Annotated in this window: 15 protein-coding genes; 7 read left to right on the plus strand and 8 right to left on the minus strand. The window is 73.1% G+C overall.

What is annotated here, in order from left to right; translation table 11 throughout:
• Positions 1-78 precede the first annotated feature (78 nt).
• From ACFSHS_RS04435 to ACFSHS_RS04470, 8 genes are read right to left on the minus strand one after another with little or no spacing between them, the layout of a single operon-like run.
• Complete coding sequence (locus ACFSHS_RS04435; RefSeq protein WP_376872272.1) at positions 79-966, minus strand: fumarylacetoacetate hydrolase family protein; 888 nt, start codon at positions 964-966, stop codon at positions 79-81.
• Positions 963-2,156 carry a CaiB/BaiF CoA transferase family protein gene (locus tag ACFSHS_RS04440; protein ID WP_376872274.1) on the minus strand — a complete coding sequence of 398 codons (1,194 nt, stop codon included), beginning with the start codon at positions 2,154-2,156 and terminating at the stop codon, positions 963-965. The genes ACFSHS_RS04435 and ACFSHS_RS04440 overlap by 4 nt, the downstream gene beginning before the upstream one ends.
• Entirely contained in the window at positions 2,153-2,929 is a 777-nt protein-coding gene (locus tag ACFSHS_RS04445) for an enoyl-CoA hydratase/isomerase family protein (RefSeq protein ID WP_376872277.1), read from the minus strand. Before ACFSHS_RS04445 ends, ACFSHS_RS04440 begins: the two co-directional genes overlap by 4 nt.
• The gene (locus tag ACFSHS_RS04450; RefSeq protein WP_376872279.1) at positions 2,922-4,460 is read right to left on the minus strand and encodes a tripartite tricarboxylate transporter permease; all 1,539 of its coding nucleotides are present in this window, start codon (positions 4,458-4,460) and stop codon (positions 2,922-2,924) included. The genes ACFSHS_RS04445 and ACFSHS_RS04450 overlap by 8 nt, the downstream gene beginning before the upstream one ends.
• Before the next feature lies 1 nt (position 4,461).
• A complete protein-coding gene (locus ACFSHS_RS04455) occupies positions 4,462-5,127 on the minus strand; it encodes a tripartite tricarboxylate transporter TctB family protein (RefSeq protein WP_376872281.1) in 666 nt (221 codons plus the stop codon).
• The gene (locus tag ACFSHS_RS04460; RefSeq protein WP_376872283.1) at positions 5,124-6,110 is read right to left on the minus strand and encodes a Bug family tripartite tricarboxylate transporter substrate binding protein; all 987 of its coding nucleotides are present in this window, start codon (positions 6,108-6,110) and stop codon (positions 5,124-5,126) included. Before ACFSHS_RS04460 ends, ACFSHS_RS04455 begins: the two co-directional genes overlap by 4 nt.
• A 41-nt stretch (positions 6,111-6,151) precedes the next feature.
• Positions 6,152-6,547: a thioesterase family protein gene (locus tag ACFSHS_RS04465; RefSeq protein WP_376872286.1), complete on the minus strand. Its 396-nt coding sequence runs from the start codon at positions 6,545-6,547 to the stop codon at positions 6,152-6,154.
• An 11-nt stretch (positions 6,548-6,558) separates the two neighbouring features.
• Positions 6,559-7,824, minus strand: a complete 1,266-nt coding sequence (locus ACFSHS_RS04470; RefSeq protein ID WP_376872288.1) for a CaiB/BaiF CoA transferase family protein — start codon at positions 7,822-7,824, stop codon at positions 6,559-6,561.
• A gap of 182 nt (positions 7,825-8,006) precedes the next feature.
• Here ACFSHS_RS04470 and ACFSHS_RS04475 point away from each other — a divergent pair, with 182 nt between their 5' ends.
• Genes ACFSHS_RS04475 through ACFSHS_RS04505 form a run of 7 tightly spaced genes read left to right on the plus strand, consistent with a single transcriptional unit; the run spans position 8,007 to position 13,690 of the window.
• The gene (locus tag ACFSHS_RS04475; RefSeq protein ID WP_376872290.1) at positions 8,007-8,780 is read left to right on the plus strand and encodes a GntR family transcriptional regulator; all 774 of its coding nucleotides are present in this window, start codon (positions 8,007-8,009) and stop codon (positions 8,778-8,780) included.
• Positions 8,764-9,189, plus strand: coding sequence for an FAS1-like dehydratase domain-containing protein (locus ACFSHS_RS04480; RefSeq protein WP_376872292.1), 426 nt, complete (start codon positions 8,764-8,766; stop codon positions 9,187-9,189). The genes ACFSHS_RS04475 and ACFSHS_RS04480 overlap by 17 nt, the downstream gene beginning before the upstream one ends.
• Positions 9,186-9,590 carry a MaoC/PaaZ C-terminal domain-containing protein gene (locus ACFSHS_RS04485; protein WP_376872294.1) on the plus strand — a complete coding sequence of 135 codons (405 nt, stop codon included), beginning with the start codon at positions 9,186-9,188 and terminating at the stop codon, positions 9,588-9,590. The genes ACFSHS_RS04480 and ACFSHS_RS04485 overlap by 4 nt, the downstream gene beginning before the upstream one ends.
• Positions 9,587-10,492: a U32 family peptidase gene (locus ACFSHS_RS04490; RefSeq protein WP_376872296.1), complete on the plus strand. Its 906-nt coding sequence runs from the start codon at positions 9,587-9,589 to the stop codon at positions 10,490-10,492. Before ACFSHS_RS04485 ends, ACFSHS_RS04490 begins: the two co-directional genes overlap by 4 nt.
• A gap of 33 nt (positions 10,493-10,525) precedes the next feature.
• Complete coding sequence (locus ACFSHS_RS04495) at positions 10,526-11,293, plus strand: dihydrodipicolinate synthase family protein (protein WP_376872298.1); 768 nt, start codon at positions 10,526-10,528, stop codon at positions 11,291-11,293.
• 13 nt (positions 11,294-11,306) lie between these two features.
• On the plus strand, positions 11,307-12,326 hold the full coding sequence (locus tag ACFSHS_RS04500; RefSeq protein WP_376872300.1) for a glycerate kinase family protein: 1,020 nt from the start codon (positions 11,307-11,309) through the stop codon (positions 12,324-12,326).
• On the plus strand, positions 12,323-13,690 hold the full coding sequence (locus ACFSHS_RS04505; RefSeq protein ID WP_376872303.1) for an FAD-binding oxidoreductase: 1,368 nt from the start codon (positions 12,323-12,325) through the stop codon (positions 13,688-13,690). The genes ACFSHS_RS04500 and ACFSHS_RS04505 overlap by 4 nt, the downstream gene beginning before the upstream one ends.
• Positions 13,691-13,801: the final 111 nt, after the last annotated feature.

The raw sequence follows: 13,801 nt of genomic DNA on the forward strand, positions 1-13,801 counted from the left end.
CCCGCACCCGCGGGCACGGCCACCGGCGTGTCGTCGTCCCGGGGACCATCGGGTCCCTGGGACCGGTCGGCCGTCGGGTCAGGCGGGGACGCGCCGTGCCCCGGCCGCGCGGGCGGCCTCCAGCGAGCCGACGGGGTTCGTGAGGGTCCCGACCTGCTCGACGGCCACCTCCACGACGTCCCCCTCCCGCAGGGTGAAGTCCAGGTCCGGCACGATCCCGGTCCCGGTGGACAGCACCGCTCCGGCCGGGAAGTCCTGCGCCGCCACGAGGTGGTCGACCAGCTCGGGCACCGACCGGCGCATCCGCGCCGTCGTCGTCGACCCCTCGAAGGCCGTGGCACCGTCGCGGGTCACCCGGACGTCGATGGCCAGCGCGGCCGGGTCGGGCACCTCCCACGCCGGCCGGATGCCGGGGGCCAGGGCACAGCTCCCGGCGTAGATCTTGGCCTGCGGCAGGTAGAGCGGGTTCTCGCCCTCGATGTCCCGCGAGGAGACGTCGTCGCACACGGTGTAGCCGAAGACCTCGGCGGTCGCCGTGACGACGGCGGCCAGCTCCGGCTCGGGCACCGTCACCGCGGAGTCGGGCCGGACGGCGATCGGCTCCCCGTCGGTGACCACCCGCCAGGCCACGGACTTGAGGAACAGCTCGGGCCGCTCGGCGGCGTAGACCCGCGAGTAGACGTCCTGGACCTGGCTCTCCTCGACGCGCGCGTCCATCGAGCGCTCGTAGGTGACACCCGACGCCCAGACCTCGGTCAGCCCGTCGACCGGCGGGAGCAGCACGACCTCGTCGACCGGCACGGCCGGCTCCCCGGCCGCGGCCTCGACCGCGGATCTTGCCGAGGCGAGATCCCTCCCGAGCAGTCCGGCCATCGTCTCCACCCTTGGCACGGGGCGCACCGCGCCCCCGTCGAGGACGCCGACGCGCACCTGCCCGCCCGACTCGTACCGCACGATGTGGGTCAACGATCTCCCCCGTCTCGGAGCTCCTGAAGGATCTGCTGGTCATGCTGCCCCAGTAGCGGCGGTGCCGTGTGCTCGCGCCGTCCGGCGGGGGCGCCCGTCAGAGTCTCCAGCCGCAGGGGCGGCCCGGGAAGCTGCACGGTGCCGAGCGTCGGGTGGTCGACGTCGACGAGCAGCCCCTGGCTGAGCGTCTGCTCCCAGGTGTAGACCTCGTCCAGCGTGCGCACCTTGCCCGAGGGCACGCCGGCCTCGGCCAGGAGCGCGAGCCACTCGGCGGCCGGTCGCCCGGTCAGCCGCTCCTCCATGGCCTCGATCAGCTCGGCGCGCCGGGCCACCCGGTCCCGGCCCGTGGCGAACCGCGGGTCGGCGGCGTCCAGGCCGAGGACGGCGGCCATGGCCCGCCACTGCGCGTCGTTGCCGACGGCCACCTGGATGATCCCGTCCTGCGCCCGGAAGGCGCCGTAGGGAGCGATGGCGGGGTGGTGGTTGCCGCTGGCCTGCGGCACCTCCTTCGCCACCGTCCACCGGGTGCCCTGGAAGGCGTGCACCCCGACGATCGCCGCCAGCAGCGAGGTCCGGACGACGGTTCCGCGGCCGGTCCGGGCCCGGTCGGCCAGCGCGGCGGCGACCCCGAAGGCCCCGTACATGCCGGCCAGCAGGTCTCCGATGGGGACGCCCACACGGGTGGGCTGGTCGGGTGAGGGCCCCGTGAGGGACATCAGCCCGGCCTCGCCCTGGGCGATCTGGTCGTAGCCGGCCCGCCCGCCCTCGGGCCCGTCGTGCCCGAAGCCGCTGATGGACAGCACCACGAGCCCGGGGTTGAGCTCCTCCAGCCGCGCCATGCCGAACCCGAGCCGGTCGAGCACCCCGGGCCGGAAGTTCTCGACCAGCACGTCGGCCCGCTCCAGCAGCCGGGTGAGCGTCTCGCGCCCGGCCTCGGACTTCAGGTCCAGCTGGAGCGACTCCTTGTTCCGGTTGGCCGACAGGAAGTACGTCGACACCGGGTCGTCCTCCGGGCCGACGAACGGCGGACCCCAGGAGCGGGAGTCGTCGCCGGTGCCGGGCGTCTCCACCTTGACGACGCGGGCCCCCATGTCGCCGAGCATCATCGTCGCCTGGGGTCCGGCCAGCGCCCGCGACAGGTCGACGACGAGGGTGCCGGCCAGCGGGCCGGAGACGGTCGGTGCGGTCACCGGCCCTGCCAAACGACGGGCTGCTTGGTGGCGAACGCGGCGACCGCGGCGTGGAAGTCGTCGCTGGCGAAGACCCGGCTGACGATGTCGTCCCCGTCGGGAAGGGTGGCCCGCCGGATGCGGCGGACCGCCTCCTTCGCCGCCCACATGCTCAGCGGCGCGTGCCCGAGCAGCGTCGTCACGACCGCGTCCGTGGCCGCGTCGAGCTCGTCCTCCGCGCAGAGCTCGGCCACGAAGCCGGCGGCCGCGGCCTCCTCCCCCGTGAACAGCCGCGCCCGCAGCAGCATGTCGAGGGTCCGCGCCGGGCCGAGGTGGCTCAGCAGGAGCGAGTAGTTGTTCATCGACAGGCAGTTGCCCAGCGTCCGCGCGATCGGGATGCCGAACCGCGCCGACGGCGTGGCGATGCGCAGGTCGCAGACCGAGGCGATCCCCAGCCCACCGCCGACGCAGAAGCCGCGGATCGCCGCGACCGTCGGCACGTCGACGTCCTCGAGCCGGTTGACGATCCGGGCGATCTTCTCCTCGTACGCGACGCCCTCGGACCCCTCGCGGAAGTCGGCGAACTGGCTGATGTCGGTGCCGGCCACGAACGCCTTGTCACCCGCCCCCTTCAGCACGAGCACGCGGACGTCGTCGTCGGCGTCGGCCTTCTCGCAGGCCTCGTAGAGGCCCTCGTACATCCCCCACGTCATCGCGTTGCGCTGGCGCGGGCGGTTGAAGGTGACGGTCAGGACGCCGCCGTCCTGGGAGACGAGCAGCTCTGGTTCATCCACGGGTGGAACCCTCCGGGGTGCTGTCGGCGGGCTCGGGCCGCCGGGAACGGGAAGTGGCGCGGCGCCGCAGCAGCCGGGCCATGATGGTCGGCGCGGCGAGCTGCAGGATGGCGATCGCCATGACGACGAGGGCCAGCGGCCGCGTGAAGACGATGAGCAGGTTGCCGTCGCCGATCGCCGAGGTCTGCACCAGTGCCTTCTCGAACAGCGGGCCCAGGACGAGGCCGAGGACGAGAGGCGCCATGGGCAGGTCCAGCCGCTTCATGAAGTAGCCGATGAGCCCGAAGATCAGCACGACCCAGACGCTGTACATGCCGTTCGTGATCGAGTACGCGCCGACCAGGCTGGTCAGCAGGATCATCGGGTACATGTAGCCGTAGGGCACCCGCAGGAGCTGCGCGAACACCGGGGCCAGCGGCAGGTTGAGCACCAGCAGGATCACGTTGCCGATGAAGAACGACGCCAGCAGGCCCCAGACCAGGGCCGGCTGCTCGTCGAACAGCAGGGGACCGGGCTGGATGCCGTAGATCATGAACGCGCCCAGCAGGACGGCCGTCGTGGCGCCGCCCGGGATGCCCAGCGTCAGGGTGGGCACGAAGTTGGCGTTGGCGGCGGCGTTGTTCGCGGCCTCGGGCGCGGCCACGCCCTCGATGGCGCCCTTGCCGAACTCCTTGCCCCGCTTGGACACCCGCTTCTCGATGCCGTACGCCATGAAGGAGGCCAGCGTCGAGCCGGCCCCGGGCAGGATGCCGAACAGGAAGCCGAGGAAGCTGCCGCGCACGATCGGCCCGCCGGAGCGGCGGAGGTCCTCGCGGCCGATCATGAGCTCGCGGAACCCCGCCCGGATCGGGGCCGCGGCCCCCTGCCGGATCTGGTACAGCACCTCCCCCACCGCGAACAGGCCGATCATGACCTCGACGAACGGGATGCCACCGAGCAGGTAGATGGACCCGAAGGTGAATCGCGAGGTGCCGCTGCCGGGGTCGACGCCGACGGTCGCGATGAGCAGGCCGACCAGCGCCATGAGCAGGCCCAGCATCCGGTTGTCGCCGGCGAAGCTGATGATCGTGGCGAGACCGAGGATCATCACGGCCAGCATCTCCGGCGGCCCGAAGTCGAGCGCGAACTGCGCGAACGGCGGGGCCAGCGCCACGAGCAGGGCCAGCGAGATGATCGCCGCGACGAACGAGCCGATCGCCGAGATCGCCAGCGCCGCGCCCGCCCGTCCCTGCCGTGCCATCTGGTAGCCGTCGAGCGTGGTGACCACGCTCGAGGCCTCACCGGGCGTGGAGATGAGGACCGAGGTGATGGTTCCGCCGTACTGGGAGCCGTAGTAGATGCCGGCCAGCATGATCAGGCCGGTCACGGGCTCGAGCGAGAGCGTCAGCGGCAGCAGCACCGCGACGCCGGTGGTCGACCCGAGCCCCGGCAGGACGCCGATGACCGTGCCCACGAGCACGCCGACGAAGCACCACAGCAGGTTCTCGAGGCTCAGCGCCGTCGAGAAACCGAGGACGAGGTTGTCGAGCACGTCAGCCTCCGATGCCGATCAGCCCGGTGGGCAGCGGCACGCCCAGGAACCCGACGAAGATGCCGTAGACGGCGGCGACCGCCAGGAACGACACGACCAGCGACGGGATCCAGGCCCGCCGCTCCACCACTGCGGAGATGAACACCGACAGGACGAAGAAGGAGACCAGCAGCCCGAGCACCGGGACGAGCAGTGCCGCGACGAGCAGCGCGGCGGCCACCGTCCAGAGCTGGCGGGTCCGCTCCCTGGGGGTGCGCCCGAAGATGTCGACGTCGTCCGGGCCGGGCCCGGCACCCGGGATGTCCACCGGGCCGTCGTCCGGGGACATCGTGCCGGGCTCGTCCGAGGGGACGCCCCCCGGGGCGGCGCTCTCCGAGGAGGCGCCGCCCGGGGAGGAGTCCACCGCGGCGGCGGCGACGACCTCCGCCAGTCCGCGGTCGTGCGCGGTCCGATGACCGCGCAGGGTGGCGATCAGCTCCCAGCCGGCGATGAGCACGATCAGGCCGCCGACGACCGCGGGCACCAGCCCGGGCCCGACGCGGGACTCCTCGAGGAAGAGCCCGTAGTCGATCGCCATGACGAAGGCCGCGAGGCCGAGGGCGGTGAGGAGGCCGTACACGACGGCCTCCTCGACCGGGATGCCCCGCTTGGCCGGGGAGCCGCTCATCCGCCCAGGACCTGCTTCAGCAGCTCGTTGTTGCCCTCGAGGTACTCGACGAACTCGTCACCGGCAGCGGTGTTGGCCTGCAGGTAGTTCTCCTCGATGTACTTCTGGTACTCGTCGGTCTCGACCGCGGCCTCCATGGTCTCGATCCAGAACTGGCGGGCCGCCTCGTCGATGCCGCCGGGGGCGAGCACGCCGCGGAACTGGGCGAAGGCCACGTCGATGCCCTGCTCCTTGGCCGTCTCGATGTCGGCGAGCTCCTCGTAGTCGCTGTAGCGCTCCTCGGAGTAGGCGCACAGCGCCTTGACCTCGCCGGCCTCCAGCTGGCCGATGATCTCGCCCGGGTTCAGCGAGGCGATGTCGATCTGTCCGCCGAGCAGCGCGGCGGTCAGCTCGCCGCCGGACTCGAAGGGCACCCGGTCGAACTCGACACCGGTCTCCTGCTCGGTGAGCGTGAAGACGATGTTGTCCAGGCCGGTGATGCCGCTGATGCCGGCGGTGACCCGCTCGGCCTTGGCGGCCTCGACCACGTCGGTGCAGGTCTCGTACGGGCTGTCGGCGCGGACGATCATGAGCGTGTAGTCGTCGCCCAGCTTCATGATCGGCGTGAAGTCGGTGTAGTCGAACTCCACCTCGCCGCTGATCGGCAGCGCCAGCAGCGCGGTCTCCGTGGCGAGCAGCGTCTCGGCGTTGCCCGCCTGGCCGAGGAAGTGGGAGTAGCCGACGGCGCCGGAGCCGCCCTCACGGTTCTCGACGTTGACGTTCACGTCCCCGTTGGCCGCCTCGATCATCGTGGCGGTCGCGCGGCCGGCGAGGTCGCTGCCGCCGCCGGCGCCGAAGGGCACGATCATCGTGACGTCGCCGCGCGGCGTGAAGCCGCCGCCGCTGCCGCCGGAACCGCCGCCGCTGTCACCGCCTCCGCAGGCGGCCAGGGAGAGGGCCAGGACGGAGGTCGTGGCGAGGACGGTGGAACGGGTGCGCTTCACAGGGACTCCTTTGTCGGTGGGGCGACGGGAACGGCGGTGGTTCACCGGACCTGCTTCGCCTTGGCGGCGAGCCGGTCCTCGAAGGCGGGCAGGTCGATGACGAAGCGCTCGTGCGTGCCCGTGCCGATGACCTCGGTGTCGTCCTCGACACGGATGTCGAAGACGACGCGACGGCGGTCGACCTGGGTCACCGTGGCGGTGGCCCGGACCGTCTGGCCGAGGAGCGTCGGGGCGGTGTGCGCGATGTCGACCTTGCTGCCGACGCTGGCCTGGTCCGCCCGGATGTGCGGGGCCAGCCCTTCGATGGCCGCCTCCTCCAGGAGGAGGACGAGGTTGGGCGTGGAGAAGATGTCGTACTCCCCACGGCGGGTGCAGTGCTGCGCCTCGACGGTGCGCTCCAGGACTCCCTGGACACCGGGTTCGAGCGTGCTGGTCACGGGATGGCTCCTCAGAGGGGTCGGTCGTCGGCGGGCAGGGGGGCGGCGTCGGGGGTCGGCGCGGAGGTGTGGGCCGGGTCGGCGGCGACCCCCGACTCGATGAGCGCGTCGATCTCGGCCGGGGGGATCTCCGCCCACTCGAGGGCGGCGCGGGTTCCCGAACCCAGCTGGGGGCCGGCGGAGTCCTGCCGCGCCGGCGTGCGGGACAGGCGCATCGGCGAGCCCAGCTGACGGACCGGCCCGAGGGTCGGGTGCGGCGCGTCCCAGAAGTAGGAGCGCTGGTTCAGGTGGTCGTCGGTGAAGACCTGGCCGTAGTCGGCGATGGGGGCGCAGGGCACCCCGGCGGCGTCGAGCGCCGCGACCAGGTCGTCGGTGGTGCGGGTGGTCGTCACGGCCTCGATCGCCGGGATGAGCGTGTCGCGGTGCGCGTGCCGGGTGGACCCGGTGGCGTAGCGCTCGTCGTCGACGAGCTCCTCCAGGCCGAGAGCCGAGCAGAACCCCTTCCACGTCTTCGGCGTGACGGCGCCCGCGGTGATGTACCCGTCCGCGGTCTTCAGCGCCTGGTACGGCGCGGTGCTCTGGTGCGCCGAGCCCAGGGGCCGGCCCACCTCGCCGGTGGCGAAGTACTTGCCGGCCTCCCAGATGGCGAAGGAGACGCCGCTCTCCAGCAGGGACACGTCCAGGTACTGGCCCTCGCCGGAGCGGTCCCGCTCCTTGAGGGCGGCGGTCACGCCGAGGGCCACGTACATGGCGCAGACCAGGTCGCAGATCGGGACGCCGATCTTGACCGGGTCGCCGTCGGGCGTGCCGGTGATGCTCATGAGGCCGCCACGCGCCTGGGCCATGATGTCCAGCCCCGGGAGCGCGGCGAGCGGGCCGTCCTGCCCCCAGCCCGACGCCGACGCGTAGACGATCCGGGGGTTGACCTCCCGCAGCGCCTCGTAGCCGAAGCCGAGCCCGCGCATCGCGCCGGGTCGCAGGTTCTCCACCAGGACGTCGGCGTGCGCGACCAGCCGGAGGAAGGCCTCCTTGCCCTCGGGCGCCTTCAGGTCGAGGGCCACCGACTCCTTGTTCCGGTTCAGCCGGACGAACGGCGAGCTCTCGCCGTCCAGGAAGGGCCCGGTCGCCCGGACCGGGTCGCCGCCGGTCGGGTTCTCGACCTTGAGGACCCGCGCCCCGAGGTCGGCGAGCTGCATCGTGGCGAAGGGAGCCGCCATGAAGGCGCCCACCTCCAGCACCGTGATGCCGGCCAGCGGGCCGGTTGTTTCGACCGCCATCAGCAGCCTCCGTTCCGAGATTTTGCGGTGCCGGAGGGTGGTGCTCCTCACAGCTCGTGGACTACTGTCTACAAAAGCCAAGTCGATATGACAAGCCTCACAGGCCAATCCGTTACGGAGAGATGTCGACACCGGGCCCAGCCGCCCGGGCATCACCCCGGCGTCAGGAAGGGAGGAGCACCGTGACGGCAGAGCCCGCGCACGGGGCCTCCGTGCGCCGCATCGCGGCGCCCCCGAGCATGTCCGCCCTCGCCGCCGAGGCGCTGCGGGAGATGGTCCTCAACGGTGACCTGCGGCCCGGCGACCGGGTCATCGAGAACCGGCTGACCGAGGCGCTCGGCGTGAGCCGGCCCCCGCTGCGCGAGGCCATGCGGGTCCTCGAGCAGGAGGGGCTCATCGTCCAGGTGCCCCGCAAGGGTGCCGTCGTGGCACCCGTCACCCCGCACGACATCTACGAGATCGTGTCGCTGCGCGAGGAGATCGAGCAGATCGCCGTCCGGCTGGGGGTCCCCGTCCGGTCGCAGGAGCGGCTCGACCGCCTGCGTCAGGCGTTCGCCGACCTGGAGGCCGCCGCCGAGGAGGAGGGCGCGCCCCGGGTGGTCGCGACGAGCTTCGCCTTCCACCTGGCGATCGTCGGCCTGGCCGGGCACCGGCGCCTCGAAGACGTCTACCGCTCGCTGTCGCTGCAGATGCGGATGTGCATGGCGATGAACCGGCGGGCTCGCGCGGAGATCGAGACCGCGCGCCAGGACGCCGCCCGCCACCGCCCGCTGATGGACCTCGTCGAGGCCGGCGACGTCGAGGGCATGGCGCACGCGCTCGCCCACCACGGCCAGCGCACCTTCCTGCTGAGCATCGAGGACGACGCCGAAGGTCACTCGCCCGAGTCACGGGCGTGGTTCGCCCGGATCCGCCAGGAGGAAGAGGAGGCGATGCGGCGTGACGGACACGCCTGACGGGGCCACCACACCGCTGGAGGCGCTGGAGCGCGCCGTCGGCTGGACCGGGCCGGAGCGGGTCGACGTCGTCGAGCGTCGGCACCTCCGCGACTACCGCCGCGCCATCGGCGCGGACGAGAACGGCACGGACGTGCCGGCCACCATCACCGCCTGCTTCCTCACCGAGCCGCCGACCATGCCTGAGGCGCTCGCCTACGGCAGAGGCTGGATCAACGGTGGCGACCGGTTCGAGGTGCACCGCCCGCTGCAGCTGGGCGACGAGGTCACCTCGCAGCTGACCTTCACCGGCGTGGAGGAGAAGACGGGGCGGTCGGGCACCCTGGCCCTGCTCACCTTCGTCACCGACTTCCGGCTGCCCGACGGCACCCTGGCCGTCCGCCACGTCGGGACGCGGGTGCGGCGATGAGCGCCACCGAGCAGCAGACCGACGAGATCATCCGCGTCGAGACGGCCAGCCTGCGCACGCTGGTGCAGTACGCCGGCGCCAGCGGCGACTTCTACGAGATGCACTACGACCTGCCCTTCGCCCACGAGCGTGGCCACCGCGAGCTGGCGGTGCACGGGCTGCTCAAGACCGCCTGGCTGGGCCGACTGGTGGAAGAGTGGTTCGCGGGACGGGGCCGGATCACCGTCCTGGACGTGAGCTACCGGGGTATGGACTTCCGCGACGAGCCGGTCACCTGCGGGGCCCGGGTCACCGGGCGGGACGGCGACCGCGTCGCCCTCGAGGTCTGGACGGCGAGCGCGGAGGGAACACCGACGACCATCGGAACCGCCGAGGTCGCACTGACGGAGGGCGGGTCATGACCCTGGAACGGATCAACAACCTGTGCGCCGGCCTGGGGCACCCGGTGCTCACCGACGGCGCCGACTCGGCCGGGCGGTTCCCCGACGGCTCGCGCTACAAGGTCGAGATCCCCAGTTGCGAGGGCCCGGACGTCATGGCCGCCGTCCTCGACGAGGCCGATCGGCGTGGCGTGCCGATCCACCGGATCTCGCAGGGCAGCGGCGTCATGATGCTGACCGACGCCGAGATCGAGCGGATGGTGGCACTGGGCGCCGAGCACGACATCGAGGTCAACCTGTTCCTCGGTCCGCGCAGCGCCTGGGACATCGGCGGCCAGACCAAGGTCTCCGCCGCCGTCGGCGCCGCCGCCCGCGGGAACGCCGCCGTGGCCGCCTCCCTCTGCGACGCCGAGCGCGCGGTGCGGCTCGGCGTGCGCAGCCTGCTGATCGGTGACCTCGGGGTGCTGCAGCTGCTCGGGCGGATGAAGCGCGACGGCCGGATGCCCGAGGACCTCGTGCTGAAGACCTCGGTGCTCATGCCGCTGTCGAACGGCCCCAGCGCGGCCCTGTACGAGGAGCTCGGCGCGACGAGCCTCAACATCTCCACCGACCTCACGGTGCCCCAGATCGCCGAGATCCGGGCGGCGACTACGGTGCCCATCGACATGTACGTCGAGGTCCCCGACGACCAGGGCGGCGCGGTGCGCTTCTACGACGTCCCCGAGGTCGTGCGCGTGGCGTCCCCGGTCTACCTGAAGCTCGGGCTGCGCAACGCCCCGAACATCTACCCCGTGGGAGCGCACATCGGCGCGATGGCCCAGAACCTGGGCCGTGAGCGCGTGCGCCGCGCGGAGCTCGTCCTGCGCCTGCTGACCGAACTCGCCCCGGAGCTGGTCGCCGAGCCGGCCACGCTCGCCCGCTGATCCGGCCCTCGCCCACCACCCGAGAGGAAACCCATGCCCCCGCTGTTCACCGGTGTCGGCGTCGCCCTCGTCACGCTGTTCGACGACGACCGACGCCTCGACACCGCCGCCACCGCCGATCTCGCCGTCCAGCTGACCGGTCTGGGCATGCGCTCGGTCCTGGTCGCCGGCACGACCGGTGAGGCCATGTCCCTGACGGCAGACGAGCGCAGCGCGCTCATCAGCGCCGTCCGGGCCGCCGTCCCGGCCGACGTGCCGGTGCTCGCGGGAACCGGCGCGCCCACCGGCGCGCAGGCCGCCGACCTGACCACGCGGGCCTTCGACGCCGGCGCCGACGCCGCCCTGGTCCTCTCGCCGCCCGCGGTGGCCGACCCGCGACGGTACTTCGACCGGGTCGCGCAGGCCGCCGCCGACCGGCCGATGCTGGCCTACCACTTCCCCTTCGCCGCCTCGCCCGGGATCCCGGTCGAGGTGCTCCCGGAGCTGCCGGTGACCGGGCTCAAGGACTCCTCCGGTGACGCCGGCCGGCTCCTGGACGAGCTGGAGGTGTTCGACCGCGACATCTACGTCGGTGCGACCACCGTGCTGACCATGGGCGGCGCGGTGGGCGCCACCGGCGCGATCCTGGTGCTCGCCAACGCCGAGCCGGAGCGGTGCATCGCCGCGTTCGCGGGCGACGGCAAGGCCCAGGTCGAGCTGGCCGCTCCGCACCGCGCCTCGATGGTCGGCTTCCCGGCCGGCATCAAGAACCTGGTCGCCGAGCGCTTCGGCGTCTCGGCGGTCGCCCGGATCGGTGCATGAGCGCGGCCGTCCGATGAAGACCCTCCTCGCCGCGCCGGACAAGTTCCGCGGCTCGGCCTCCGCCCCGGAGGTGGCCGCGGCGATCGCGGCCGCCGCCGAGGCGGCGGGCTGGGCCTGCGTGCGGCTCCCGCTCGCCGACGGCGGGGAGGGCACGCTCGACGCCTTCGGCGGCCCCAACCGCTCGACCAGGGTCACCGGTCCTCTGGGCACGCCGGTCGACGCGCCGTGGCGCATGGGCGACGACGGGGTCGCGGTCGTGGAGAGCGCACGCGCGTCCGGTCTCGAGCTGGCCGGCGGCGCTGAGGGCAACGACCCCGTGGCGGCGACGAGCCGGGGCACCGGCGAGCTCGTCGCCGCCGCCCTCGCCGAGGGCGCCCGCCGGGTGATCGTGAGCCTCGGTGGCTCCGCTACCACCGACGGTGGCTTCGACACCGTGGAGGTCCTCGAGGCGTTCGCCCCATTCGACGGCCGCGACGGACGCGCCGAGGTGCTGGTCGCCTGCGACGTCCGGACGCCGTTCCGGGAGGCCGCGGTGGTCTTCGGGCCGCAGAAGGGCGCCACCCCCGAGCAGGTGGTCGAGCTCACCGCGCGCCTGGACCGGCTCGCCTCGGTGTACCAGCGGCGCTACGGCGTCGACCTGGCCACGATTCCCGGCTCCGGCGCGGCGGGCGGGCTCGGTGGCGGGCTCGCCGCGCTCGGCGCCCGGCTGGTGCCCGGCTTCGAGCTCATCAGCAGCCAGGCTGGGCTGGACGCGGCCCTCCGGTCGGCCGACGCCGTGGTCACCGGTGAGGGCAAGCTCGACGCCGAGTCGTTCAACGGCAAGGTCGTCGGCGGCGTCCTGGACCGCGCCGCTGCGCACGGGGTCCCGGCGCTGGTCGTCGCCGGCGCGGTCGAGGCCGACGTCGCCGGGCGGGCGACGGCGGTCTCCCTGCTGCAGGAATTCGGCTCGGACGCCGCCTGGGGCGATCCGCTGGGCTGCATCGAACGAGCCACGACGGCGTGGCTGCGGAAGGAAGAAGAGGCACGAGTGTGACCGCACCCATCGACGAGCTCGCGCGGCAGCTACCCGAGGGCGCCGTCGTCACCGATCCGGCCACCAGCGACAGCTACCGGCACGACAGCGCGAGCTTCTGCGCCGCCGGCGCCCCGCTGGCCGTCGTCCGCCCCACGACGACCGAGCAGGTGCAGACCGTGCTGCGCTGGGCGTCCGCGCACCGGGTGCCGGTCGTGCCGCAGGGCGCCCGCACCGGGCTGTCCGGCGGCGCGAACGCGGTCGACGGCGCGCTGATGCTGTCGATGGTGCGGATGAACCGGATCCTGGAGATCGACGAGGTCGACCAGGTCGCCATCGTCGAGCCGGGCGTGATCAACGCCGACCTGTCCCGCGCCGTGGCGGCCGCCGGCCTCTTCTACCCGCCGGACCCCTCCTCCTGGGAGCTGTCCACCATCGGGGGCAACCTGGCCACGAACGCCGGCGGCCTGTGCTGCGTCAAGTACGGAGTCACGGCCGACTTCGTCCGCGGGCTGGAGGTGGTGCTCGCCGACGGCACGGCCGTCCGCGTCGGACGCCGCACCGCCAAGGGCGTGGCCGGCTACGACCTCACCCGCCTGATCGTCGGCTCGGAGGGCACCCTCGGCGTCATCACCGAGGCGACGCTGGCCCTGCGCCCGGCGCCGGAGCCGGCTCTCACCATGGCGGCGATCTTCGACAAGACCCCCGACGCGATGACCGCCGTCGCGCGGATCATGGCATCCGGCATGCGTCCCTCGATGATGGAGTTCCTCGACCGGCCCTCCATCCGGGCGGTGCAGGACTACCGCGACATGGGCCTGCCGCTCGACGCGGAGGCCATGCTCATCGCGCAGTCCGACCGGGGCTCCCTCGCCGCGGCCGACGTGGCGGCCATGGGAGCGATCTGCGAGGAGCTCGGCGCCGCCGAGGTGGCGGTCGCGGAGGACGCCGCGGAGTCGGCCATGCTCACCCAGGCCCGGCGGCTGGTGAACCCGGCGGTCGAGGAGCTGGGCGCCACCCTCGTCGACGACGTCGCCGTGCCGCGCGCCCGGCTCGTGGACCTGCTGACCGGCATGGAGCGGATCGCGGCCGAGACCGGGACGCTCGTCGTCTGCCCCGGCCACATCGGTGACGGCAACATGCACCCGACGGTCGTCTTCGACCGGGGCGACGCCGCGGCCGCGGAGCGCGCCCAGGTGGCCTTCGACGCCATCATGCGGCTGGCCCTGGGGCTGGGGGGCACCATCACCGGCGAGCACGGCGTCGGCCTGCTCAAGCGCACGTGGCTGCGCGAGGAGCTGGGCGAGACGTCCTACGCGCTGCAGCGGAACATCAAGTCGGTGTTCGACCCGCTGGGGATCCTCAACCCCGGCAAGGTCCTCTGAGGCAGGGCGCTCCGAGGCAGGGCGCTCCGAGGCAGGGCGCTCCGAGGCAGGGCGCTCCGAGGCAGGGCGCTCCGAGGCAGGGCGCTCCGAGGCAGGGCGCTCCGAGGCAGG

Origin of the sequence: Blastococcus deserti, from assembly GCF_042682525.1 — a bacterium.
GTDB lineage: Bacteria > Actinomycetota > Actinomycetes > Mycobacteriales > Geodermatophilaceae > Blastococcus_B > Blastococcus_B deserti.